This is a genomic window from Bradyrhizobium sp. AUGA SZCCT0431 (assembly GCF_018131065.1).
Lineage (GTDB): Bacteria > Pseudomonadota > Alphaproteobacteria > Rhizobiales > Xanthobacteraceae > Bradyrhizobium.
On record NZ_JAFCLR010000060.1, the window covers coordinates 1 to 23,087 of the forward strand.

The 23,087-nt window shown below is 62.7% G+C and carries 23 protein-coding genes; 8 read left to right on the top strand and 15 right to left on the bottom strand.

The window, feature by feature from the left end; all coding sequences use genetic code 11:
- Positions 1 to 944 precede the first annotated feature (944 nt).
- Complete coding sequence (locus JQ567_RS35375) at positions 945 to 1,136, top strand: hypothetical protein (RefSeq protein WP_212443099.1); 192 nt, start codon at positions 945 to 947, stop codon at positions 1,134 to 1,136.
- 103 nt (positions 1,137 to 1,239) lie between these two features.
- Here JQ567_RS35375 and JQ567_RS35380 read toward each other — a convergent pair whose 3' ends face one another.
- The 3 genes from JQ567_RS35380 to JQ567_RS35390 form a co-directional block, all read right to left on the bottom strand.
- Entirely contained in the window at positions 1,240 to 1,476 is a 237-nt protein-coding gene (locus JQ567_RS35380; RefSeq protein ID WP_249165941.1) for a response regulator, read from the bottom strand.
- An 88-nt stretch (positions 1,477 to 1,564) separates the two neighbouring features.
- Positions 1,565 to 1,759: a hypothetical protein gene (locus JQ567_RS35385; RefSeq protein WP_212443100.1), complete on the bottom strand. Its 195-nt coding sequence runs from the start codon at positions 1,757 to 1,759 to the stop codon at positions 1,565 to 1,567.
- A 62-nt stretch (positions 1,760 to 1,821) separates the two neighbouring features.
- Positions 1,822 to 2,010: a hypothetical protein gene (locus tag JQ567_RS35390; RefSeq protein ID WP_212443101.1), complete on the bottom strand. Its 189-nt coding sequence runs from the start codon at positions 2,008 to 2,010 to the stop codon at positions 1,822 to 1,824.
- Between the two features lie 301 nt (positions 2,011 to 2,311).
- On the opposite strand from JQ567_RS35390, the gene JQ567_RS35395 reads away from it, so the two are divergent.
- Positions 2,312 to 2,476, top strand: a complete 165-nt coding sequence (locus JQ567_RS35395; protein WP_212443102.1) for a hypothetical protein — start codon at positions 2,312 to 2,314, stop codon at positions 2,474 to 2,476.
- A 177-nt stretch (positions 2,477 to 2,653) separates the two neighbouring features.
- Positions 2,654 to 4,912: a lytic transglycosylase domain-containing protein gene (locus JQ567_RS35400; RefSeq protein WP_212443103.1), complete on the top strand. Its 2,259-nt coding sequence runs from the start codon at positions 2,654 to 2,656 to the stop codon at positions 4,910 to 4,912.
- Between the two features lie 168 nt (positions 4,913 to 5,080).
- Here the strand turns inward: JQ567_RS35400 and JQ567_RS35405 are convergent, their stop codons facing one another.
- From JQ567_RS35405 to JQ567_RS35455, 11 genes are all read right to left on the bottom strand, one after another.
- Positions 5,081 to 6,049 (bottom strand): tripartite tricarboxylate transporter substrate binding protein BugD, encoded by a 969-nt coding sequence (locus tag JQ567_RS35405; protein WP_212443104.1) that lies wholly within the window; start codon positions 6,047 to 6,049, stop codon positions 5,081 to 5,083.
- 134 nt (positions 6,050 to 6,183) lie between these two features.
- Positions 6,184 to 7,425: a threonine synthase gene (locus JQ567_RS35410; protein WP_212443105.1), complete on the bottom strand. Its 1,242-nt coding sequence runs from the start codon at positions 7,423 to 7,425 to the stop codon at positions 6,184 to 6,186.
- Between the two features lie 127 nt (positions 7,426 to 7,552).
- Positions 7,553 to 8,971: a dihydrolipoyl dehydrogenase gene (lpdA, locus tag JQ567_RS35415; protein WP_212443106.1), complete on the bottom strand. Its 1,419-nt coding sequence runs from the start codon at positions 8,969 to 8,971 to the stop codon at positions 7,553 to 7,555.
- Positions 8,972 to 9,094: 123 nt separating this feature from the next.
- On the bottom strand, positions 9,095 to 10,447 hold the full coding sequence (locus JQ567_RS35420) for a pyruvate dehydrogenase complex dihydrolipoamide acetyltransferase (RefSeq protein WP_212443107.1): 1,353 nt from the start codon (positions 10,445 to 10,447) through the stop codon (positions 9,095 to 9,097).
- Between the two features lie 2 nt (positions 10,448 to 10,449).
- Positions 10,450 to 10,755 carry a DUF5076 domain-containing protein gene (locus JQ567_RS35425; RefSeq protein ID WP_192739539.1) on the bottom strand — a complete coding sequence of 102 codons (306 nt, stop codon included), beginning with the start codon at positions 10,753 to 10,755 and terminating at the stop codon, positions 10,450 to 10,452.
- Between the two features lie 6 nt (positions 10,756 to 10,761).
- Positions 10,762 to 12,165, bottom strand: coding sequence for a pyruvate dehydrogenase complex E1 component subunit beta (locus JQ567_RS35430; protein WP_212443108.1), 1,404 nt, complete (start codon positions 12,163 to 12,165; stop codon positions 10,762 to 10,764).
- Between the two features lie 56 nt (positions 12,166 to 12,221).
- Positions 12,222 to 13,268: a pyruvate dehydrogenase (acetyl-transferring) E1 component subunit alpha gene (gene pdhA / locus JQ567_RS35435; protein WP_212443109.1), complete on the bottom strand. Its 1,047-nt coding sequence runs from the start codon at positions 13,266 to 13,268 to the stop codon at positions 12,222 to 12,224.
- A 216-nt stretch (positions 13,269 to 13,484) separates the two neighbouring features.
- The gene (locus JQ567_RS35440; protein ID WP_192739542.1) at positions 13,485 to 13,802 is read right to left on the bottom strand and encodes a septum formation initiator family protein; all 318 of its coding nucleotides are present in this window, start codon (positions 13,800 to 13,802) and stop codon (positions 13,485 to 13,487) included.
- Positions 13,803 to 14,027: 225 nt separating this feature from the next.
- Positions 14,028 to 14,579, bottom strand: coding sequence for an NADPH-dependent FMN reductase (locus JQ567_RS35445; RefSeq protein ID WP_212443110.1), 552 nt, complete (start codon positions 14,577 to 14,579; stop codon positions 14,028 to 14,030).
- Positions 14,580 to 14,705: 126 nt separating this feature from the next.
- Positions 14,706 to 15,668 carry an ABC transporter substrate-binding protein gene (locus tag JQ567_RS35450; protein ID WP_212443111.1) on the bottom strand — a complete coding sequence of 321 codons (963 nt, stop codon included), beginning with the start codon at positions 15,666 to 15,668 and terminating at the stop codon, positions 14,706 to 14,708.
- Positions 15,669 to 15,749: 81 nt separating this feature from the next.
- Positions 15,750 to 16,886 (bottom strand): zinc-binding dehydrogenase, encoded by a 1,137-nt coding sequence (locus JQ567_RS35455; protein ID WP_212443112.1) that lies wholly within the window; start codon positions 16,884 to 16,886, stop codon positions 15,750 to 15,752.
- 666 nt (positions 16,887 to 17,552) lie between these two features.
- On the opposite strand from JQ567_RS35455, the gene JQ567_RS35460 reads away from it, so the two are divergent.
- A complete protein-coding gene (locus tag JQ567_RS35460) occupies positions 17,553 to 18,656 on the top strand; it encodes a hypothetical protein (RefSeq protein ID WP_409363654.1) in 1,104 nt (367 codons plus the stop codon).
- A 2-nt stretch (positions 18,657 to 18,658) separates the two neighbouring features.
- On the opposite strand, the gene eno is transcribed toward JQ567_RS35460, so the two are convergent.
- Positions 18,659 to 19,942, bottom strand: a complete 1,284-nt coding sequence (eno, locus tag JQ567_RS35465; protein ID WP_212214360.1) for a phosphopyruvate hydratase — start codon at positions 19,940 to 19,942, stop codon at positions 18,659 to 18,661.
- Positions 19,943 to 20,120: 178 nt separating this feature from the next.
- Between eno and JQ567_RS35470 the strand changes: the two genes are divergently transcribed.
- Genes JQ567_RS35470 through JQ567_RS35485 form a run of 4 tightly spaced genes read left to right on the top strand, consistent with a single transcriptional unit; the run spans position 20,121 to position 22,993 of the window.
- Positions 20,121 to 21,113, top strand: coding sequence for a lyase (locus tag JQ567_RS35470; protein ID WP_212443113.1), 993 nt, complete (start codon positions 20,121 to 20,123; stop codon positions 21,111 to 21,113).
- On the top strand, positions 21,110 to 21,484 hold the full coding sequence (locus tag JQ567_RS35475; RefSeq protein ID WP_212443114.1) for a cytochrome c family protein: 375 nt from the start codon (positions 21,110 to 21,112) through the stop codon (positions 21,482 to 21,484). The genes JQ567_RS35470 and JQ567_RS35475 overlap by 4 nt, the downstream gene beginning before the upstream one ends.
- 56 nt (positions 21,485 to 21,540) lie before the next feature.
- Positions 21,541 to 21,993 carry a preQ(1) synthase gene (queF, locus tag JQ567_RS35480; protein WP_212443115.1) on the top strand — a complete coding sequence of 151 codons (453 nt, stop codon included), beginning with the start codon at positions 21,541 to 21,543 and terminating at the stop codon, positions 21,991 to 21,993.
- 31 nt (positions 21,994 to 22,024) lie between these two features.
- Positions 22,025 to 22,993 carry a hypothetical protein gene (locus tag JQ567_RS35485; RefSeq protein ID WP_212443116.1) on the top strand — a complete coding sequence of 323 codons (969 nt, stop codon included), beginning with the start codon at positions 22,025 to 22,027 and terminating at the stop codon, positions 22,991 to 22,993.
- The last annotated feature ends 94 nt before the right edge of the window (positions 22,994 to 23,087 follow it).

Sequence of the window (23,087 nt, forward strand, 5' to 3'; positions counted from 1 at the left end):
AGGGAAGACCGGGTGCGCGCTGCACCCGCGGTCTCGCGTGCGGTTTGCACAAAACAAAGTGCACACGAGCATACAGGTCCAGCGGAGAACACCCGGCCTTCCCTGCGCAGTGGCTTTACGGCTTATATCGAGCTCTCCCTGGTGAACGGGCTTTCTTGCCACCATTGCCCCTGATCAGCTTTTGGCTTCTCAAGAACGTGACGCCAGCAACGGGGCGCCAGGACCACACGACTTCGCCGTACGCGTCAGTGCCGTTCGTCGCCAGCACTTCAGCGTCCACCGCAACCCGTCCAACGTCCGTGACGACGGCCGACGCCCTCTGAGTGGGACGGGATGGCTATTATGTGCCACTGATTTGGCCTTCGGGAAAAGCGAAATATTTTTTATTTTGGGGGCTTGACACGACTTCCGAAAAACAGAAGTGATTTGCCCCGGCTTCGCCAAGGCTACGCCGGGCGCGGCGGCCGTCGGGTTGATTTGTCGCACATTACCTGCCGTCAGCGCGATATGGCACAGCGCCATGAGCGGCATTCAACGGTGAGTTCTCCGACGTCACCTGCTCCCTATGCCGGCAAAGGTGTCGTGCGCCACGCGTGGTGATGAACTTTCGAATGTTCAGCGTAGGCCGGAACATCGGGCATGCGACATCTGATCACAATTTGTGAAGTTCGGTCTCGCCCGAAAGGCGATCGCCCGCGATTCCCGTGGCGAGTGGGCCGTCGGCCCATTGGGCCGCCTCCATCCTCGGCGGAGCAAGTTTATCGCAGAACACGCATTTCAGTTCGGCCCTGCCGCTCAAGCCGGAGGTGCGGACCAATCTTTTTCCGCAGCGCAAACACCGCGTCACCCGATCCATCTTCTGACTCCTGTTGCACCCGGTAATTCCGATGGGGAACTTTCGTTCCAATCGGAGGTTCCCTTTCTGGGGGCGTAAGGAGACTGCCATGCAAACGGCGATTGACCGTGTGATGAAGACCTACGGAATGATGGTCAATCTCACTTCGGAGCAGGAACGGCAGGCCAGGGACGAAGTCGCCAAATTTCTCGAAGGCAAGCGCTTCGATGAACGCACGCTGGCCGTTGAGGGTCTCAAATATCTGAGAGGCCGTCCCTCAAGGCGGCGCGAGCCGATCTAGTTCAGGACGGCGGCGAGTAACTCATCTGGCAGATAGGGTTTCATCAGGAAACGCGTATCCTGCGGAATGTAAGGTGGGCCGCGTCCGGACACCATCACCACGTTCAAAAGGGGGAACTTGCGTTTGGTACTGCGCCAGTTTCGACGCCGGACATATCGCCCGCGAGATTCACGTCCGTCACCAGGGCCCGCAGCTCAGTACCGGTCGCAACCAGCACGAGTTCGGCAGCCTCCGCGCTCGCGCACTCGACCACTTCGAGGCCTTGCTCTTTCAGCAGGTCAGCCAAAAACGCCCGCTGCAACGGGTCGTCTTCCACAACAAGAGCAATAAAATTCATCATGGTGGCCTCTGGGATTATCCAATCCCGGAAAGCCACTTTTGTTCACCAGGCCCTCGCCTGGCCACCCGATCGGCCGCGATAGCGCACGCTAACCGCTTCTCAATCGGTCGCGGTGTTGTTCGACCGCCCTTATCGCCACGTTGGTAAGCCGCATGCGACTGCGCACACCTGCGCGCCAGGCGTCCGCGATGGCATTTGCGGCCACCGTCTGCGTCTCCCGGAATTCGACGGCCTGCTCAGTGCGAATGAGATAGTCCATCGCGATATTGAGCGCGTCATCCATCACATTGTCGAATTCGCCAAACCGCCAAGGGTACATGGGACGCCCCTGAACCGGAGATACTCTCATCCTTGAAGGTCACCACGCGTCGTGCCGGACGCGGGGCTGTCGATCTTCTCCAGCCTCTCGGCGTCGGCGTCGTACTGTTTGGACAAGTCTTTCAATTTCACGGAGGCCTCGAGGTCGCTGATCGTCAGCGCGAGGCGGCTTGCTCGTCGGGCTTGCTCTCTGAGATCTTCGCTTTGCTTGCTCATCTGAACTTACCCCGAGAGTCCGCTAACCGACATAATTGTCATTCGTTCCGGGGCGGCCGCACCTTCTGTTTTTGGGGGAGCGAGAACCGGTAGCCAAGGAAACGGCCCCAGTAGGAGGGGGGCTAATGGCTGGGGCCGCCATTCCGCATCGGACGCAATCAGCGGTAATCGCCCGATGGATTGAATCAAGTTCATTGGGAAATGTTGGTTCCAACAGGTCCATCACGGCGGCTTGTTCTGGTTCTGGGAACACCGCCCGCCCCCTGCGATTGATTCGTGGGGCAGCAAGACTGGTGCTGCCATGTGGACCTCGCTACTGGCGTACTCCGCCGCCGCCATTGTCCTCGCGGCAATCGTGGTCGTTGGCCTGTTCCGCCTCGCGGCCTTGAAGCGGCCCGACGACCTGAAGGCCCCGTCCCAAGCGGACGAATGGGCCTCCTCCCACGAACTGCAGACGCCAAAATAGGTCAGCCGCCCTGCTGGGTTCCATCGACCTTCTGGTTCCGTTCCCCCTCGCGGTTTGTCGCGCGCTGTTGCGCCGATGCGACAATTGATTAATCGATCTCATGCTACCTCTCGGACGGCTCGGGCCGCACGTGACGTGCGAATTCTTGGTTTGTGACTCGCAGGGGAGCACCATGGAATGAACCGTTGCTTGCGTTCACTGTCCTGTCTTCTCGCCGCAACCGCGCTCGCCTTGTTCGCACCCGAGGCGACGGCGCGGACCAATCCCAAACAGCAACCCGCCAAGAAAACGCACGATGCGAAGAAGCCGCACGATGCGAAAAAGGATGCTGGTCCGCAACGCAACGCTGCGGTCGAAAAACGCCGCCACGCGAAACTTGCGAAGAACGCCAAACATACCGATGCGAAGAGGAAATCAAAGCGAGCAAAGGACGCCCCTGCTCCCAGGGAAACTGTCAAGGAAACTGTCAAGGAGGCCGCTCCAGCACTGACCGGCGATCTCGCACTGGTGAAGGAAGCGATCAATCTCGCGCGCAAGGCGAAGACCGACGAGGCGACCGCGACGCGCAACAGGATCGCCGATCCGGCCGCCCAAAAGCTCGTCGAATGGTTCATCCTGCGCCACTCCGAGACCACGGCGAATTTCAGCCGCTATGCCGCCTTCATCGCCGCCAATCCGGAATGGCCGAGCGCGGCGCAGCTGCGCCGGCGGGCCGAAGCGCGGCTGTGGCAGGAGCGCGCCGATGGCACCAAGGTGCGCGGCTTCACCGGGGAGGCGCCGATCAGCGCCAGGGGCAAACTCGCGCTCGCGCGCGTCAAGCTCAGTGAAGGCGATCGCGACGGCGCGGGCCGGCTGGCGCGCGACGCGTGGCGCTCGGACGAATTGTCGGAACGCGTCGAACCCGACGTGCTGGAGCTGTTCCGCGACCTCCTCACCCGCGACGACCACCGCGCGCGCATGGACAAACGCATCGGCGCCAAGGATCTCGCAGGCGCGAAGCGCGCCGCAAAACTCCTCGGCGACGACGACCTGGCGATCGTAAAGGCCTGTGCCGCGGTCAGGGGCAAATCGAACAAGGCCAAGGATGCGCTCGACGACGTCCCGGCCGAGGCGCGCGCCGATCTTGGCTACACGCTGTGCCGGATCCAGTGGATGCTCGCCGAGAAGCGCATCGATGACGCGGCCCGCCTGATGCTGGCGGCGCGGCCCGAGACGATGGCGCTGCAGGACACCGATCAATGGTGGCGCGAGCGGCGCTCGCTCGCCCGCAAGCTGCTCGATGAAGGCAAATTCCTGACCGCCTACCAGGTCATCCAGCCGGCCGCAGCGCCTGCCAACGAGTACTACCGCTCCGACTACCATTTCATGTGCGGCTGGATCGCCCTGCGCTATCTCGATGAACCCATTAGCGCGCGCGAGCATTTCGCCCGCATCGACGAAGGCCAGGCCAATCCCACCGTGCTGTCGCGGGCGAATTACTGGCGCGGGCGGGCCGCCGAAACCCTTGGCAACAACGACATGATGCGCGCAAGCTATGAAGCAGCCGCACGCTACCCGACCGCCTATTACGGCCAGCTCGCGCACGCAAAACTTGGCCGCGACAGGATCGAATTGCGCCCGCCCTCACCGGCTCTCGCGTCGGCCGACGCTTCGAGCGTTGACGAACGCGTTCGCGCCGCCGACATGCTGTACGAAATCGGCGAGCGCGACGTCGTGCTGTATTTCGTCACCGATCTCGGCGAACAGAGCTCCGACGTCACCCTGCTCGAAGCGCTCGGCGAACTCACCGGCCGCCGCAACGATGCCCGCGCGATGCTGCAGATCGGAAAACCCTCGCTCGGCCGCGGGCTGGCGCTCGACCATTACGCGTTCCCGACCATCGGAATTCCACCGCACAAGCAGATCGCGCCCGAAATCGAGCACAGCATGATCTATTCGGTGGCGCGCACCGAGAGCGCGTTCGACCAGCGCGACAAGTCTCACGCCAATGCGGTCGGGCTGATGCAGATCACCCCGGAGGCCGGACGCGATACCGCCAAGCGCTTTGGCGTCAAATATGATTGGGACCGGATGGTTTCCGATCCCGTCTACAACACGCAAATGGGCGCCGGCGAACTCAGCGCGCTGCTCAGCGAATACAAGGGCTCCCACATCATGACCTTCGCCGGCTACAACGCCGGCCGCGGCCGGGTGCGGGACTGGATCAAGGCGTATGGCGATCCGCGCGATCCCAAGGTCGATCCGGTCGACTGGGTCGAGCGCATCCCGTTCTCCGAGACGCGAAACTATGTCCAGCGCGTGATCGAGAATCTGGCGGTCTACCGCGTCCGCTTCGACAGCGGCACGGCGATGGCGGCGAAGAGCGGCGAGCGCGTTGCGACGCAGGAGACCAATGCGGCACCGCTTCCGGCGGCAGCGGCAAGCGCGGCGCAATAATTCTCACCGTCGTCCCGGACAAGCGAAGCGCGATCTCAGATGCGCAATTGCGCATCGGGGGACCCATACGCCGCGGCGGTTATTTTGCGGAAGGTGTCTAACGCCGGTGTCTCCACCGATAGGCCGCGGCGTATGGGTCCCGGCTCAAGGCCGGGACGACAGTGAGCCTCAATCCACCTTCACATTCGCGGCCTTGATCATCGGCCACCATTTTGCGATTTCCGCCTTCTGCCACTCACCGAGCGCTTCAGGCGTCAGCTTGTCCTTCGGCGTCATTTGCAGGCCGAGGTTTTCGAGCTGCTTGCGCACCGCTGGATCGTTCAACGCCTCGACGGCGGCGGCATTCAACCTGGTGACGATTTCCTTCGGCGTACCCTTCGGTACCCACAAGCCCGACCACAGCGTCATGTGAAATCCGCCCAAGCCCGCCTCTTCGGCGGTCGGGATGTCGGAGGCGGATTCCGAACGCTTGGTATCGGTGACGGCGTAGCCGCGGATGTTTCCGGCGCGCACCTGGTTGATCGAATTGGAGAGCTGATCGACGATCATATCGATCTGTCCGGCGACGAGATCGTTCATCGCCGGCCCGGTGCCGCGATACGGCACATATTGCAGCTTGATGCCGGTGACGTTCTCGAAATAGAGCCCGGCGATGTGACTGCCGGATCCGGCGCCGGCGGTACCGGTCGCCGCCGGCTCGGGCCTCGCCTTGAGCCACGCCAGCAATTCGCTCAGCGATTTCGCCGGCACCGCATTCTTGCTGACGACGATCATGGTGTTGCTCGGCAGCAGCACGACCGGTTCAAGATCGGTGACGAGGTCGTAGCCGAGCTTGTAGATCGCGCCGTTGGCCACATGGGTGCCGAGATGGCCGAAGCTGATGGTGTAGCCGTCAGGGGCTGACCGTACCGCGCGGCCGACGCCGATCGATCCGGCGGCGCCGGTGACATTCTCGATCTGGACGACCTCGCCCAGCGTCGCCTTCATGCGCTCGGCCAGGATTCGCGCCATCACGTCGGAGGGGCCGCCGGCGGAGAACGGCACGATGATGGTGATGGGACGTGACGGAAAATTCTGCGCGACCGCGGCGCCGCCGAACGCCAACACCGCAAACGCCGCCAGAACGAGTTTTCGCATCGCGCTCTCCCCTCAAAAACGTTTTCACCACCGTCATTGCGAGGAGCACTTGCGACGAAGCAATCCATGCTTCTGATGCCGCGCTATGGATTGCTTCGCTTCGCTCGCAATGACGATCTATAGTTTCGCACGGCCTAAAATTGCGCGTAGTCGATCGGCTGATGACGATCGAGCGCGCGCGTGACCGGCGGCAACGGATACTTAAGCCCTGTCGCACAATTGAACAGCATCACGCGATCATTCTTCGTGACGCGGCCGTCGGCAAGGCTTTGCTTGTAGGCAGCATAGGTCGCAGCGCCCTCCGGACACAACAAAAAGCCTTCCTCGCGCGCGACTTCGTTCAATGCAGCAGAAATCTTCTCGTCATCGACCGCAATGGCGAAACCTCTGCTCTCGCGGACCGCGCGCAGGATCAGAAAATCTCCGACCGCCTGCGGCACGCGAATACCCGATGCAATGGTGTGGGCGTCCTCCCAGCGCGGCGCGTGCTCGGTGCCGTTCTCGAAGGCGCGGACCATCGGCGCACAGCCCGACGCCTGCACCGCCACCATCCGCGGACGTTTTGAACCGATGAAGCCGATGGCCTCGAGTTCGGCAAACGCCTTCCACATCCCGATCAGGCCGGTGCCGCCGCCGGTCGGATAGAAGATCACGTCGGGCACGTCCCAGCCGAGCTGTTCGGCGAGCTCCAGCCCCATCGTCTTCTTGCCTTCGATCCGGTACGGCTCCTTCAGGGTCGAAGTGTCGAACCAGCCCGCCTTGGCCTTGCCTTCGCCGACGATCTTGCCGCAGTCATCGATCAGGCCGTTGACCCGATAGACCGTGGCGCCCTGCAGCTCGATTTCGCTGACATTCACTTCCGGCGTATCTGCCGGGCAGAAGATCGTGGTCTTGATGCCGCAGGAGGTGGCGTAGGCGGCGAGCGCCGCACCCGCATTGCCGTTGGTCGGCATCGCCATGTGCCTGATGCCGAGCGCCTTGCCCATCGACACCGCCATCACGAGGCCGCGGGCCTTGAACGATCCGGTCGGCAGCCGGCCCTCGTCCTTGACGATGATCTCGCCGCCGCCGAGTTTTTTGCCGAGCTTTGGCAGCCGGATCAGCGGCGTCGTGACCTCGCCGAGGCTGACGATATCGCTGACCTTGCGCACCGGGAGCATCTCGCGGTAGCGCCACATGTCGCCCGGCCGCCGCGCCAGCGCGTCCTTGGTCAGCACCTTCTTCACGCCGGCGAGATCGTAGCGCACCAGCAGCGGCTTGTTGGCCTTGGAGAGATTGTGGATCTGGTCGGCGGGATAATAATCGCCTTCCATCGCGCATTCGAGATGGGTGACGAACGTCGGACGTTCGATGGTCAGGTTGTCGTTGTCTTTCACGGGCCGTTTCTTTCTTGTTTGAATAGTTCTGTTGTCCGTCATTGCGAGGAGCGTCAGCGACGAAGCAATCCATAGCGCCGCGCGCGGATGGGTGGATTGCTTCGCTTCGCTCGCAATGACGCCGGCACTACATGTTCAGCACGCGGCCATAGGCGTCCAGCACCGCTTCCTTCATCATTTCAGACAGCGTCGGATGCGGGAAGATGGTGTGCATCAGTTCCTCTTCCGTCGTCTCCAGATTCATCGCCACGACGTAACCCTGGATCAGTTCGGTGACTTCGGCGCCGATCATGTGGGCACCGAGCAACTGGCCGGTTTTCTTGTCGAAGATCACCTTGACCAGGCCCTGGTCCTCGCCGAGCGCGATCGCCTTGCCGTTGCCGACGAACGGGAAACGCCCGACGCGGATTTCGCGGCCGGCCTCTTTCGCCTTCGCTTCGGTGAGGCCAACGGAGGCGACCTGCGGGTGGCAATAGGTGCAGCCGGGAATGAGGTTCTTGTCCATGGCGTGCGGATGCATGCCCTTGATCGCCTCGATGCAGACCACGCCCTCATGCTCGGCCTTGTGCGCCAGCATCGGGGGGCCTGCGACGTCGCCGATGGCGTAGATGCCGGGTACGTTGGTCTTGCCATAGCCGTCGATCACCACGCAGCCGCGATCGGTCTTGACGCCGAGTTTTTCCAGCCCGAGGTTTTCGATATTGCCGACGACGCCGACGGCGGAAATCACCCGCTCGAACTCAACCGTCTGCGGTTTCTTGCCGTCGTCGATGGTGGCGATGACGCTGTCGCTCTTCTTGTCGAGTTTTGTGACTTTGGTATTGGTGAGGAGCTTGATGCCCAGTTTCTCGAACGCCTTGTGGGCGAATTTCGATATCTCGGCATCTTCCACCGGCAGGATCTGCGGCAGCACTTCGACAACCGTCACCTCGGAGCCCATGGTGCGAAAGAACGAGGCGAACTCCATGCCGATCGCGCCGGAGCCGACCACCAGCAGCGACTTCGGCATCTTGTCGGGCACCATCGCCTCGAAATAGGTCCAGACCAGTTTCTTGTCGGGCTCCAGCCCCGGCAGCACGCGCGGCCGCGCGCCGGTTGCAAGGATGATGTGCTTGGCCTGATAGGCGCCCTCACCCAAGGTGCCCTTCGGCGACTCGACCGCGGACTTCTTCACCGTGACCTTGCCGGGCGCGTCGATCGAGGCGTCGCCCCAGATGATCTGGACCTTGTTCTTCTTCATCAGGAAGCCGACGCCGTCATTGAGGCGTTTTGAGACCCCGCGCGAACGTTGCACCACGGCCTTCGGATCGTAGGATACTTTTTCCGCCGACAGGCCGTAATCCTTGGCGTGCTGCATGTAGTGGTAGATTTCCGCCGAGCGTAACAGCGCCTTGGTCGGGATGCAGCCCCAGTTCAGGCAGATGCCGCCAAGATATGATTTCTCGACGATCGCGGTCTTGAAGCCAAGCTGCGCGGCGCGGATCGCCGTGACGTAACCGCCGGGGCCGGAGCCGATGATGATGACGTCGAAGGAAGTGTCGGCCATGCGCTCATTCTCATCATTCAACCGGACTATTCGCTTCCGTCATTGCGAGGAGCACTTGCGACGAAGCAATCCATGTTTCCGGTGGTGAAATGGATTGCTTCGCTGCGCTCGCAATGACGGGGGTCACACCATCATCATGACGGGGTTTTCAATCAGCATCTTGAAGGCGCCGATCAGTTCGGCGCCGAGCGCGCCGTCGACCGCGCGGTGATCGCAGGACAGCGTCACGCTCATGATGTGGGCGGCTTCGATCTTGCCGGCCCGCACCACCGCGCGCTCCTCACTGGTGCCGACCGCGAGGATGGTGGCATGCGGCGGGTTGATCACGGCGGTGAAATCCTTGATGCCGTACATGCCGAGGTTGGAGACGGCCGTGGTGCCGCCCTGGTATTCGTCGGGCTTCAGCTTGCGCGAGCGAGCGCGCGCGGCGAAATCCTTCATCTCGGCCGAGATGGTCGAGAGCGATTTGGTTTCGGCCTTGCGGATGATCGGCGTGATCAGGCCGCCGGGCATCGCCACGGCAACGCCGATGTCGGAATGCTTGTGCTTGAGCATGCCGCTTTCGGTCCAACTGACGTTGCAGTTCGGAATCCGCTGCAGCGCGATCGCCATCGCCTTGATGACGAAGTCGTTGACCGAGAGCTTGTAGAGCGGCTTCTTGTCTTTGTCCTTGGGAGCTGCGGCGTTGATCTCTTCACGCGCGGCGAGAAGCTTGCCGATGTCGCAGTCCATCGTCAGGTAGAAATGCGGCACCGTCTGCACCGAGGCGGTGAGACGCTGCGCAATGGTGCGGCGCATGCCGTCATGCGGCACGACTTCGTAGGAGCCCTCCTCGAACAGCGCGAGGATCTGCTTGTCCGACATCGACGGCGCGACCGAGGGTCCAGCGGCGGGAGCCGCGGTCGGCGCCTTGAGGCCCTTGCCGGATTTGGCTCCTTCGACGTCGCGCGCGACGATGCGGCCGTGCGGACCCGAACCGTTGATGCGCCCGAGTTCGATGCCGGCTTCTTTGGCAAGGCGCCGGGCAAGCGGCGACGAAAACACGCGGGCATGGCCATTGGCTTGCGGGGCGGAAGCCGCCGCCTGCGGCGCGGCAGCCTGCGTCGGCCCCGTTGCTGCGGGCTTTGGCGCGGGCGCGGCAGGCGCCGGTGCGGCTGCGGCAGGAGTTGCGGCGGGTGCAGGTGCAGCTTTTGCAGCCGGCGCAGGCGCGGCTCCGGCCGCCTTCACGTCCTCGCCATCGCCGGCCAGGACCGCGATGATGTCATTGACGGGAACGTCCTGCGTGCCTTCAGGCACCAGGATCCTGGCGATCGTGCCCTCGTCGACGGCCTCGACTTCCATCGTCGCCTTGTCGGTCTCGATCTCAGCGATCACGTCGCCGGACTTGACCTTGTCGCCCTCTTTCTTGAGCCACTTGGCAAGGTTGCCCTTTTCCATCGTCGGCGACAGCGCGGGCATCAAAATGTTGATCGGCATTGTCAGTGACCCTGTTGCGACCGCAGCGTGGTGTTACCCACGTCAGTCGGCCGATTTATTTCGGCTTCGAACATTTCGACGATACGCGCCAGCGCCTCGTCCTCGGTGTGGCCGCTTTCACGCGCATAGGCCCTCGCCGCATGGCGCGCGATGTCGACCAGCAGCAGGCCCCACATATCCGGCTCCTCGAACGCCCGCTGGAACGCGATCGAGAGCCCGCCATCGACCACGAAGGCGCGCAGCACTTCGATCGCGTCGTCACGACCGATGACGTCGGGCGGTAAAGGTTGCTCCTTCGGACCGGCCATCGGAGTTTACCGGTATGAAACGGCTTTGGCGGCGGCGACCACCTCGGCCACATTGGGCAATGCGAGCTTTTCCAAATTCGCCGCATAGGGCATCGGCACGTCCTTGCCCGACACCCGCGCCACCGGCGCATCCAGATAGTCGAAGGCGTGCTCCATGATGCGGGCGGCGATCTCGGCGCCGACGCCGCTCTGCTGCCAGCCCTCCTCCACCGTGACCGCGCGGCCGGTCTTCTTGACCGAGGCGATGATGGTGTCTGTGTCCATCGGCCGCAGCGTGCGCAGGTCGATCACCTCGGCCTCGATGCCTTCTTTTGCCAACTCGTCGGCGGCCTTGAGCGCGTAGCTCATGCCGTTCGACCAGGAGATGATCGTGACATGGCCGCCGGAGCGGACGATGCGCGCCTTGCCGATCGGGATCACATAATCGTCGAGTTTCGGGACTTCGCCGGTGTGGCCGTACAGCATCTCGTTTTCGAGGAAGATCACCGGATTGGGATCGCGGATCGCGGCTTTCAGCAGGCCCTTGTAGTCGGCGGCCGAGTACGGCGCGACCACCTTCAACCCCGGAATCTGCGAGTACCAGGCCGAATAATCCTGGCTGTGCTGGGCGGCGACGCGGGACGCGGCGCCGTTGGGGCCACGGAACACGATCGAACAGCCCATCTGGCCGCCCGACATGTACAGCGTCTTGGCCGCCGAATTGATGATCTGGTCGATCGCCTGCATCGCGAAATTGAACGTCATGAATTCGACGATCGGCTTCAGGCCGGACATCGCCGCGCCAACGCCGACGCCGGCAAAACCATGCTCGGTGATCGGCGTATCGATCACGCGCCTGGCGCCGAATTCCTGCAGCAGGCCCTGCGTTACCTTGTAGGCGCCCTGATATTCGGCGACCTCTTCGCCCATGATGAACACGTCGGGGTCGCGCCGCATCTCTTCGGCCATGGCGTCGCGCAGCGCTTCGCGGATGGTCTGGGAGATCATCTCGGTGCCCTCAGGCACTTCCGGATCGGGCTCGGCCACGGCAGCGGGTGCCGCGGTCGCCTTTGGCGCCGAGATCATCGGCTTGCCTTCGCCGACCGGCGAACGGGATTCTTCGACCTCCTTCGCGACACTGGGCGCGGGAGCTGGTGCTGCGGCCTTGCCGAGATCGGCAGCGCTTTCGCCATCGGCCAAAATGGTCGCGATCGGCGTGTTGACCGCGACGTCGTTGGTGCCTTCCGGGATCAATATCTTGCCGAGCGTGCCCTCATCGGTCGCCTCGACTTCCATCGTCGCCTTGTCGGTTTCGATCTCGGCGATGACATCGCCCGACTTGATCGTCTCGCCTTCCTTCTTCAGCCATTTGGCAAGGTTGCCCTTCTCCATGGTTGGCGAAAGCGCAGGCATCAATACTTGAATGGGCATATCAGCTCCCGAGATCACTCTTTAGTTTTGTTCTGAGCTACTTCGTTGGACGCGTATCAACGATAAACATCGGTCCACAACTCAGCCGCATCTGGCTCGGGATCGTGCTGGGCGAAATCCGCCGACTCATTGACGATCTCGCGCACTTCGGCGTCGATGGCCTTCAATTCCTGCTCGGTCACCTTGGCCGCCAGCAGGCGATTGCGCACCTGCTCGATCGGATCCTGGTCGTGGCGGACCTTTTCGACCTCCTCGCGGGTCCGGTACTTCGCCGGATCCGACATCGAATGGCCGCGGTAGCGATAGGTCTGCATTTCCAGGATGAACGGCCCCTTGCCGGCGCGGCAATGGGCCACCGCCTTGTCGCCGGCGGCCTTCACCGCACGCACGTCCATGCCATCGACCTGCTCGCCGGGGATGTTGAAGGAAATGCCGCGCTTGGAGAAATCGGTCTGGGCGGACGAGCGCGTCACCGACGTGCCCATGGCGTAGCGGTTGTTCTCGATGATGTAGATCACCGGCAGCTTCCAGAGCTCCGCCATGTTGAAGCTCTCATAGACCTGCCCCTGGTTGGAGGCGCCGTCGCCGAAATAAGCGAGGCTGACGAAATCATTGCCGCGGTAGCGGTTGGCGAAGGCGAGCCCCGTCCCGAGCGAAACCTGGGCGCCGACGATGCCGTGGCCGCCGTAGAAATTCTGCTCCTTGCTGAACATGTGCATGGAGCCGCCCTTGCCCTTGGAATAGCCGCCCTGGCGTCCGGTCAATTCGGCCATCACGCCCTTGGCTTCCATCCCGCAGGCCAGCATATGCCCGTGGTCGCGGTATCCGGTTATGACCTGATCGCCCTTTTTCAGGGCCATCTGCATGCCGACCACGATGGCTTCCTGGCCGATATAGAGATGGCAGAAACCGCCGATCGCGCCCATGCCGTAAAGCTGGCCGGCCTTTTCCTCGAAGCGGCGGATCAGCAGCATGTCCCGAAGGGCTGCCAGTTCCTGCGCCTTGGTGAATTCCGGTGGGGCGCCGAAGCCCTTCTGTTGACCCTTCTCTTTCCCATTTTCCTGCCCTGCTTCCTTGGTGACGGTTTTTTTGGGTACGGCCATGGCAATTCCGGATGAGAGAGAAGATCAGCCTCTCTAACCCAACTCAAACCGCCGTGAAAGGATTGCGTGCGCTCGGGAAAATATTGCTATGCCGCAGTGCAACGCGGCGCGACATTTTTGTAATCGATATCGCGAGATTTTGAAATTTGCGGAATCCGGTCGGCCGTCATCCCGGCGTAACAGTCCGGGGCGCGCAAGTGGCAAGTGGCCTGAAAGCTAGTTCGGCTTGAGGACCTTGATCAGGTCGCGGGGGTTGGCGTAGTCGAGCTGGAAGCGTGCGCGCTCGTCCAGCATGTCGGGGTCGACCCGGTCTGAGCGGAGCAGCGAAACGCGCTGCTCGCCCTGGGCCCGTTCCCGCTTCAGCCGCGCCAATTCGGACGTCAGCGCGATGATCTCCTGATCGAGCTCCTGCCGCGCGTTGAGCCCGTATTTGCCGGTATAGGCGTTGACGCCGAAATAACCGACCATCAGCGCCGCCATCGTGTAGAGGGCGAGCCCGGTCAGTATCGATTTCAGTCGGGTGCGGGAGACCATGACGCCAAGATGCGACGGTCAGGTTAATGGAATCCTAAGACCGTCAGAAGCTTGATGTTTCCTGCCGTCATTGCGAGCCACCGGGTCGCGCGAATGCGCGCCCGATGACAGGCTCCGCGAAGCAATCCATAGTGCGGCATAACGGACAGGTGGATTGCTTCGTCGCTTACGCTCCCTTGCGCAAACGCTTCGCGTTTGTCGCAGGCAATGACGATGAGGGTGCGACTACCGGTTCTGCTTTTCGATAAAGGCCGCGAATACATCGATATACTGTTGCAGCGTCTTCTGCAGTGCTTCCTTGGTGAGCGCGCCCTTGTCGTCGAAGGCGTCGCCGACGCCATTCAGGTAGATCTCGGGCTGGCCCAGAATCGGACCGGAGATCCCCGGCAGCATGTTCTGCAGATGCTTGGCCGCGCTGACGCCGCCGAGCGCTCCCGGGGAGTTGCTGACGATGCCGACGGGCTTGCCGAGGAACGAGCTCTTGCCATAGGGGCGCGAGCCGACGTCGATGGCGTTCTTCAGGACGCCCGGGATTGAGCGGTTATATTCCGGTGTCACGAACAGCACGCCGTTCGACTTCTGCAGCTTTTCGCGGAACGCGAGCCAATCGGCCGGCGGGGCGGCTTCCAGATCCTGGTTGAAGAAGGAAATCCCTTCCAGCGTGGTGACGTCGAGCTTCAGCGAGGCCGGCGCGAGCTTGGCCAGGGCATTGGCGATCTTGAGAGAAAAGCTCTCCTTGCGGAGCGAACCGACGATGGTGACGATGGTGTGAGCCATTGGAATTCCCTTTGAAGCTGAAGCGCCGGCGCTCACTTACGCCACATCGACACAAGGATGCAAGTGCATGAAATGGGCAATTCTGGAAACGCAGCGTTCGCGTAATGAGCCTATCGCCCAAAAGTGTCACTCGATCACTTCATCGGCCAAAGCTGACAGCGATGCAGGAACCGTGAGCTGCAGCAATTTCGCGGTACTCAGGTTGATCAGGAATGAAACATGGGTCGGCCGCTGGATCGGAAATTCCGCCGACTTTGCGCCGCGGAGGATCTTGCCGGCGACACCGCCAGCCTGCTTGAACAACTCGAAATTGTTCGGCCCATAGGAAACCAGGCCGCCGACCTTCGCATAAATCGGAAACAAGCCAATCGTCGGCAGCCGAAATTCGCGCCCGAGGCCGGCAATGGCCGCCGCCTGATCGACGAAAATGGGCGACGAATGAACCAGCACGGCATCGACCTTGGCATCTACCGCGCGCTGAAAAGCGCTGCGAAATTCGCTGGGTTGGTCGACACCTAGTCGCAGCGTCCCGATTCCAAGCTTGCGCGCTGTCTCCTCGCCGGACTTGAGCTGCGTCTGGTCGAGATGCGTGTCGTAGAGCAGTGCAACCGTCCTGGTTTTGGGAACCATTTCCCGGATGATCTGAATCCACTTGCCGGCGATCTCAGGCGCATCAAAGAAAATGCCGGTCACATTCCCGCCCGGTCGGTTGAGACTCTGGGCAGCGCCGTTTGCGACCGGATCGGACTCCAGATCGAGCGCAACGATTGGGATGGTTTTCGACGCTTGTCGGGCAGCCACAAGACTGTCGGACGCGACGGCAAGGATGACGTCTACGTCCATCACCAGTTCGGCGGCATACTTGCCCAACAGCTGGCCGTTGCCCTCTGCGGAACGGACGACCAGTACAACTTTTTCTCCGCCCAACTCCCTGACGAGCCCTTCGGTTATCAGCCTTTCCCGATCCGGGCCAAGCAGGCCCGGAAACAGGACGCCGACCTTCCTTGGCGCACTACTCTGTTGCGCGCGGGCGGTCAGTGGCCACAGCGAAGCCCCGCCCAAAAGAGATATGAACGTCCTGCGCTTCATTGCGGCTCCGCCATTAGGCGGATGCAGCGTAGCACATATCGAGCCGAACCGGCCCGTCGATGGCAAGACAGGCCGACGTCCTCACCCCTTATTCGGATTGATCAGGAATTTCTCGCCGGTGGCGCGCTTGTTGTAGACGTCGATGTTGGCGAGATCGAGCGTCTCCTGCAGCGACACCACCTTGGTGTAGTGGCTCGCAAACGTGGTCTTGAGTTCGGAGGCGACGCGCTGGCGCAATTTGCCGATGTCGGCCGGGCCGATCTTTTGCAGGAACGGCGTGAGCAGCCAGCCGCCGACGCCCCAGGTCAGTCCGAATGAACGGCTCAATTCGGTCGGACGGGGGTCGAGGCCGCCGTAGATATAGACCTGCTTGTACACGTTCGAACCGTAGCGGCTGTATTCCTTGGCGGTCTTGTTGGCCGCGGCCTCCATGCAGGTCAGGATCTGGCCGGCCAACTTGCCGCCGCCGATGGCATCGAAGGCGATCGTGGCCCCGGTTTCCACCAGGGCGTTGGTGAGGTCGTCCATGAAGCTGTCGGCGGTGGAATCGACGACATATTTGGCGCCGATCTTGTGCAGAATATCGGCCTGCTCCTTGCTGCGCACGATGTTGACGAGGCCGATGCCGTCCTTGATGCAGACCTTGTTGAGCATCTGGCCGAGGTTCGATGCGGCTGCCGTATGCACCAGCGCCTTGTGATTTTCGCGCCGCATGGTCTCGGTCATGCCGAGCGCTGTCAGCGGATTGACGAACCAGGACGCGCCGTCGGCAGCCGTGGTGCCGGCGGGCAGCTCCATCACGTCCCTCACCTTCATGGTGCGGTACTGCGCGTACATCGCGCCGCCGATCATCGAGACCGTCTTGCCCATCAGCGCCTTGGCGGCATCCGACGATCCGGTTCGGATCACGGTGCCGGCGCCCTCATTGCCGACCGGAAGCGATTGATCGAGCCGCGCCCCCATCACCCGCATCACGGCTTCCGGCATCTTCGCCGTCACGACAGGCTGCTCCTTGGTGCCCGACACCTTGGCGGTCGACATGTCGGCGGGGCCGATCAGGAGAAACAGGTCGGACGGATTGATCGGCGTGGCTTCGACGCGGACCACGACTTCATCCTCGGCCGGGTCTGGAGTCGGGACGCTGGCCAGCGATACCTCGAGTTCGCCGCTCTTCTTAACAAGCGAACGCAGTTGCAGCCCGGTCTTGCCGTCACTCATACTTATTTCCTCCCTGCCGGCGGTTCAGCAACCTGTGCCGATCCGCGCTTTGTGTCAGCGATATGGTCGCGGTCGGCGGTGATGTCCACCGGTATCAGCAATTTCAGTCAAATTGCGCGGCGAAGCAGGCCCGAACCTGGGTCGGCCGGCGCGTTGCACTCCGGCAACAGTTCCCGGAAACCGTCCTGTCCCCGCCGTTATCGCCCTTGCGCCTCCACATTGTAAGCCGAAACATTGGCGGCGTCGCGTGCTTGGCTCTGCAGTCTCTCTCCTGAAAAGTCTTTGGAGTGAGAAGCCTTGGAGGCTGGGATGATGAACCCGCGTCGGTTTGTAATCGAAATGTGGCCAACGCTCGTTTTCACGAGCGGACTTGTAGTATGGTTTGCTGTCGTCGGTTTGACCGGCAACCAGAACGTCAGCGCGGCGCGTGTCGTGGACCGCCTCGCACCATCTCTTGCCGCCAACGCCGCCTTGGTGGCCACGCCGCGGGCAAACGCGATGGGCAATCCGGCCGTCACGGCCGCCAATCCGATCAGCAATGCTGACGTGGCCAAGGCCGCCGAACTTTTGGCGGAGGTTGCGATCGACACCGCAGTTGCCCCGGACAAGCAGCAAACAATCGTCGTGGCCGCGCTGACCGATCCGGCGGAAGTGCTACCGCCGGCAATCCCAACCGTCCAGGGGCCAACCGCAAGCTCGGCCAACCCGGAGGTGGCTGTCGCCACCACAGCCGCCCCGGACAAGCAGCAAACAATCGTCGTAGCCGCGTTGACCGATCCAGCGCAAATTCTGCCGCCGGAAATCCCGACCGTCCAGGCGCCAACCGCAAGCTCGGCCAACCCGGAGGCGGCTGTCGCCGCCACAGCCGCCCCGGACAAGCAGCAAGCCATCGTCGTGGCCGCTCTGACCGATCCGGCAGAAATTCTGCCGCCGGAAATCCCGACCGTCCAGGCGCCAATCGCAAGCACGGCCGCGGCCGCAACGACGTCAGGCCGCGTCGAGCTTGTCGGCGAGTGCCTGGTGGCAGAGGCCTGCATCGACCAATTTCTGTGGGCGCTTTACCAGCGGACGCCCAAGGAGGACACCACCAAGGAGCGTGAGCTCAGGAAAGTGACGGTCAAGAGGAAGGGCAAACTGGTGACGGTCACCAGAAGCTTTACCAAGCTCGTCGACAACGACTTCACTTGGAAGGATCCCAAAGCGGCGGAACGAGTCGGCATGTCGATGATGGACTACGTGATCGGCGGCATGGATCGCAGCTTCAAGATAAAGCTGTTTCATACGCTTTACGCCGCCGAGGCCGCCGGGCTGCAGCCGGGCATCACCAGCGCCTTCCGCGACGACTACCGCCAATCGATCGCAAGCGGCCTGAAGGCGGCGGCCAACCGGTCGTTTCACGGCGGCAGTCTCCGCGGCGGCTATGGCCGCGGGCTTGCCGCCGATATCGTGAGCGTCAACGGCGCCAATCGCGCGCAGCGATGGGCTTCGACCGAAGCGCTCTGGAAATGGGTCGATGCGAACGGAAAACAGTTCGGGATCGGCCGGCCGTATCTCGCCTTCGATCCACCGCATGTTGGCCCGATCGACGGCCCGGAATACGCCTCCCGCCGCGGCGGGACGAAGTCGGCCAGCGCCGAGGTGAAGAAGCGCCAGAAACAGGCCGCGCAGGCCAAACCCGGCGCGGCAAAGCCGCAGGCTGGGGCAAAGCCGCAGCTTGCCGCGAGAAAGCCGGCCAGCAAACCCGCCGGCCGGCTTGCAGCAGCGCGCTAGTCTTACACCAGCGCCTTCAGCGCCGCCCGCCCCGCATATTTCGCCTGTGCGCCGAGCTGCTGTTCGATGCGCAGCAATTGATTGTACTTGGCGGTGCGGTCGGAGCGCGCCAGGGATCCGGTTTTGATCTGGCCGCAATTGGTGGCGACCGCGAGATCGGCGATAGTGGAATCCTCGGTCTCGCCGGAACGGTGCGACATGACCGAGGTGTAGCCGTATTTATGAGCCAGTTCGACGGCGGACAGCGTTTCGGTCAGCGTGCCGATCTGGTTGACCTTGATCAGGATCGAATTGGCGCGGCCGTTCTTGATGCCGTCGGCGAGCCTTGTGACGTTGGTGACGAACAGATCGTCGCCGACCAGCTGGCACTTCTTGCCGACGAGGTCGGTCAATTCCTTCCAGCCGTCCATGTCGTCTTCCGACATGCCGTCCTCGATCGTGACGATCGGGTAGCGCGCGACGAGATCGGCGAGATATTTCGCCTGTTCGGAGCGCGAACGGGTCTTGTTCTCGCCGCCATAAACGTAATTGCCGTCCTTGAAGAACTCGGTCGCGGCGCAATCGAGGCCGAGCATGACGTCGCTGCCCGCGCTGTAGCCGGCCTTGCCGATCGCGCTGACGACGAATTCGAGCGCGGCATCCGCCGACGGCAGGTTCGGCGCGAAACCACCCTCGTCGCCGACATTGGTGTTGTGACCGGCCTTCTTCAGTTCGCCCTTCAGCGTGTGGAAGATTTCAGCGCCGCAGCGCAGCGCCTCGGCGAAGGTCGCCGCTCCCACCGGCAGGATCATGAATTCCTGGAAGTCGATCGGGTTGTCGGCGTGCACGCCGCCATTGATGATGTTCATCATCGGCACCGGCAAGGTGCGCGCCGAGGTGCCGCCGACATAGCGATAGAGCGGCATGTCGAAGGATTCCGCGGCCGCCTTGGCGCAGGCCAGCGAAACGCCGAGGATGGCGTTGGCCCCTAGCCGGCTCTTGTTGGGCGTGCCGTCGAGATCGATCATGATCTGGTCGATCTGGACCTGTTCCTCGACCGGACGGTCGGCCAGCGCCTCGAAGATTTCGCCGTTGATGGCCTCGACCGCCTTCTGCACGCCCTTGCCGAGATAGCGCTTCTTGTCGCCGTCCCGCAGTTCCACCGCCTCATGGGCGCCGGTGGAGGCGCCCGAGGGCACCGCGGCGCGGCCGATCGAGCCGTCTTCCAGCACCACATCGACTTCAACGGTGGGATTGCCACGGCTATCGAGGATTTCGCGGCCGATGATGTCGATGATGGCGGTCATGTCTTGTACTTTCCTGGATGGTTCCGGGGCTGGATTTGGGCGCGTCTTACACGGCGCGCAAGCAAATGTGAACGCTTAGTCGCTCGGCTTCGCCTGACGGGGCAATGTGGTAAGACTATGCTGATCCAGGGTTGATCTTCGCGTCCAAACCTTCTCGTTCAAGAACCGGGGTAACGCAATGAATCGCCGCCAGTTTCTCAGGACTACCGCTGCCGGAATTTTAGCCACGCCGGCGCTTGCGCGCTTTGCGGATGCCCAGGAGAGCCCGTTCCGGGTCAAATATTATCCGGTCGCCGCAGGCATGGGCTCGCGCGACGTCACGCCGGCGCCCGATGGCACGATGTGGTTCTGCGGTCAGCGCAACGGCACGCTGGGGCGGCTCGATCCGCGCGACGGGTCATACAAGCTGGTCGACCTCGGCAAGGGCGCCGCTCCCCATGGCGTCATCATCGGCCCCGATGGCGCGCCCTGGGTCACCGAAGGTGGGCAGAACGCGATCGCCCGCGTCGACCCTAGCGATCACAAGGTGGCGCTGTTTCGCCTGCCCGAGAACGAAGCCTATGCCAACCTCAACACCGCCGTGTTCGACAAAAACGGCATCTACTGGTTCACCGGCCAGTCCGGCATCTATGGCCGGCTCGACCCGAAATCGGGCGACATGACGGTGTTCAAGTCGCCGCGCGGCCGCGGCACCTACGGCATGACCATCACGCCGAAGGGTGACATCTGGTACGCCTCGCTCGCCGGCAATCACATCGCGAAGATCGATCCCGCAACCGGCAATGCCACCGTCGTGGACCCGCCGACGCCCAACCAGGGCGCGCGCCGGGTGTGGTCGGATTCCAGGGGCCGGATCTGGGTCAGCGAATGGAACAGCGGCAACGTGTCGATGCACGATCCTTCTGATGGCTCCTGGAAGGCCTGGAAGCTGCCCGGCGACAATCCCCGCACTTATGCGGTCTATGTCGACGACAAGGACAAGGTCTGGCTTACCGACTTCGGCGCCAACGCGATCGTGCGCTTCGATCCCGTGACCGAGAAATTCAATGCGTTCCCGAGCGACAAGGCCGGCGCGAATGTGCGGCAGCTCGACGGCAAGCCTGGCGAGACCTGGGGCGGCGAGTCCGGCACCAACCGCCTGGTCGTGATCCAGACGGTCGCGCCTGCGTGAAATGGTTCGCGTCCCTGTTGCTGCTGCCGATGCTGGCTGCTGCCCCCGCCTCGGCGGACGAAAACGGCGCGCGGCTGTTCGCGCCATGCCGGGCCTGCCACAGCCTTGATCCCGTCGAGCGCGGCCTGCCCGGCCCCAATCTTGCCGGCGTGGCCGAACGCGTGGTCGCCGGCGATCCGGCGTTCGACTACTCGCCGGTGCTGCGCAAGGCGCGCGATGATGGTTTGCGCTGGGATATGCCGCGTCTGGAAAGCTTCCTTGCCGATCCCGCCGAGATGTTTCCGGGGCTGTGGATGTCGATGCGCGGGATCGAGGATGCCGCCGAGCGCAAGGCGCTGGTGCGCTTTCTCTCGGATCCCGCCTCGCGCTGACGGTTGACGGCCAAGCCTGATGCGTCCATGTCAGCGGTCGCAACAGGACGATCAATATGGCCAAAAAATCATTGCAGCTCGGCCGCGCCGTGGAATGGCCCGACAGCCCGGAAAAAGCGACGCTGGACCGCGTGCCCAATCCGCAAAAGGACACCAATTATCTGGTGCGGTTCACGGCGCCCGAATTCACCTCGCTCTGCCCGGTCACCGGACAGCCGGATTTCGCCCATCTGATGATCGATTACGTGCCGGGCCAGTGGCTCTTGGAATCCAAATCGCTAAAACTCTATGTCGCGAGCTTTCGCAATCACGGCGCATTCCATGAGGATTGCACGGTTTCGATCGGCAAGCGGATCGCCACCGAGATCAAGCCGAAATGGTTGCGCATCGGCGGCTACTGGTATCCGCGCGGCGGCATCCCGATCGACGTGTTCTGGCAGATCGGCAAGCTGCCCAAGGGCGTATGGGTGCCCGACCAGGGCGTCGCGCCCTATCGCGGCCGGGGTTGAACCGAACGGCCGGTCATCCCGACAACCGCCCATGCAAAAGCCACTCGCCGCCCTCATCCGACTTGCCGCCGCTTCGTGCGTCTTCGGGACGCTTGCAAGCGCCAACGCCGCGCCTGCCTCACCGGAGGACCGCTACATCGCAGCCCGCGACGCCGCGATCGCGAAAATCACGAAAATGTACGCGGACAAGAAGGACGACGAGGCCTTCAAGCTGACGGAATCGCTGCGCGCTGATCTCTTGGCGAAGCTCACGCCGATCATCGCCGAATCCGCTCGCAAGGGTTTTGGACCGGCCAGGCTCAATCTCGATGCCTTGTCCAAGGGCGACATGGGCTTTGGCCTGCTCGATGGCGTACGCTTCGACTCCGAATTGGGCGATAATGGCGAGAAGGCCGGTCAGAATGGCCGCGACGGCAAATATGTCGAGCCGAAATCCCATATCATCGTGACGACGCAGTCGATGTTCGAGCGCTGGCTGCGCGCGCACAAGGACTGGTGGGGCAACAAACTCAAGAACGTGCCGCAACAGATCGGCGCCGCGCTCAAGGACGAAAGCTTCTACACCCAGGCGATCTCGACGGATGCGGCGGTCGTGAACTTCAACGAATTGCCGATCGCCAAACCCGCCTCCGCCACGTCAGCCTTTGCGATGCTGGGCGGGCGAACCCAGGACGCCGTCCCCGAGGCCGCAGACGAAGTGTTCGTTTCGGCGCTGGCCAACGGCAAGGTCTACATCGCCTATGGGTCGATCAAGCCCAAGGTGGAGGTCTCGGCCTGCGTTGCGATCAAGGCGGATTACGACAAGAAGGCCGACAAGGCTGCTGACGATCTGCAGTCCAAGCGGATCGACAGAAAGGCCTACGACAAGCTCGGCGATCTCAGGCAAAAGGGCGAAGACGCCTACAAGAAATGCTTTACCGAGCGCGCGCCGCAGCAGCCGTCATTTGCCGAGGCGACCAGGCAGGCGCAGGCCTTGCTGGCGGCGGCGATGGGAAACTAGCGCGAGGCGTCACAGCCAGGGCGTGAACCAATTGATCCCGAGCCGTCGCACGTGCACTCCAGCATGCATTGCGCACTCAAGTCAGACGGCAAGC

What these genes read in the sequence shown, in the direction of transcription:
- JQ567_RS35405 (WP_212443104.1), bottom strand. Translation starts at nt 6,049, where the DNA reads ATGCGAAAACTCGTTCTGGCGGCGTTTGCGGTGTTGGCGTTCGGCGGC.
- JQ567_RS35395 (WP_212443102.1), top strand. Translation starts at nt 2,312, where the DNA reads ATGTGGACCTCGCTACTGGCGTACTCCGCCGCCGCCATTGTCCTCGCG.
- JQ567_RS35430 (WP_212443108.1), bottom strand. Translation starts at nt 12,165, where the DNA reads ATGCCCATTCAAGTATTGATGCCTGCGCTTTCGCCAACCATGGAGAAG.
- queF (WP_212443115.1), top strand. Translation starts at nt 21,541, where the DNA reads ATGGCCAAAAAATCATTGCAGCTCGGCCGCGCCGTGGAATGGCCCGAC.
- JQ567_RS35450 (WP_212443111.1), bottom strand. Translation starts at nt 15,668, where the DNA reads ATGAAGCGCAGGACGTTCATATCTCTTTTGGGCGGGGCTTCGCTGTGG.
- JQ567_RS35390 (WP_212443101.1), bottom strand. Translation starts at nt 2,010, where the DNA reads ATGAGCAAGCAAAGCGAAGATCTCAGAGAGCAAGCCCGACGAGCAAGC.
- JQ567_RS35375 (WP_212443099.1), top strand. Translation starts at nt 945, where the DNA reads ATGCAAACGGCGATTGACCGTGTGATGAAGACCTACGGAATGATGGTC.
- JQ567_RS35440 (WP_192739542.1), bottom strand. Translation starts at nt 13,802, where the DNA reads ATGGTCTCCCGCACCCGACTGAAATCGATACTGACCGGGCTCGCCCTC.
- JQ567_RS35445 (WP_212443110.1), bottom strand. Translation starts at nt 14,579, where the DNA reads ATGGCTCACACCATCGTCACCATCGTCGGTTCGCTCCGCAAGGAGAGC.
- eno (WP_212214360.1), bottom strand. Translation starts at nt 19,942, where the DNA reads ATGACCGCCATCATCGACATCATCGGCCGCGAAATCCTCGATAGCCGT.
- JQ567_RS35470 (WP_212443113.1), top strand. Translation starts at nt 20,121, where the DNA reads ATGAATCGCCGCCAGTTTCTCAGGACTACCGCTGCCGGAATTTTAGCC.
- JQ567_RS35425 (WP_192739539.1), bottom strand. Translation starts at nt 10,755, where the DNA reads ATGGCCGGTCCGAAGGAGCAACCTTTACCGCCCGACGTCATCGGTCGT.
- JQ567_RS35455 (WP_212443112.1), bottom strand. Translation starts at nt 16,886, where the DNA reads ATGAGTGACGGCAAGACCGGGCTGCAACTGCGTTCGCTTGTTAAGAAG.
- JQ567_RS35420 (WP_212443107.1), bottom strand. Translation starts at nt 10,447, where the DNA reads ATGCCGATCAACATTTTGATGCCCGCGCTGTCGCCGACGATGGAAAAG.
- JQ567_RS35380 (WP_249165941.1), bottom strand. Translation starts at nt 1,476, where the DNA reads ATGATGAATTTTATTGCTCTTGTTGTGGAAGACGACCCGTTGCAGCGG.
- JQ567_RS35485 (WP_212443116.1), top strand. Translation starts at nt 22,025, where the DNA reads ATGCAAAAGCCACTCGCCGCCCTCATCCGACTTGCCGCCGCTTCGTGC.
- JQ567_RS35400 (WP_212443103.1), top strand. Translation starts at nt 2,654, where the DNA reads ATGAACCGTTGCTTGCGTTCACTGTCCTGTCTTCTCGCCGCAACCGCG.
- lpdA (WP_212443106.1), bottom strand. Translation starts at nt 8,971, where the DNA reads ATGGCCGACACTTCCTTCGACGTCATCATCATCGGCTCCGGCCCCGGC.
- JQ567_RS35385 (WP_212443100.1), bottom strand. Translation starts at nt 1,759, where the DNA reads ATGGATGACGCGCTCAATATCGCGATGGACTATCTCATTCGCACTGAG.
- pdhA (WP_212443109.1), bottom strand. Translation starts at nt 13,268, where the DNA reads ATGGCCGTACCCAAAAAAACCGTCACCAAGGAAGCAGGGCAGGAAAAT.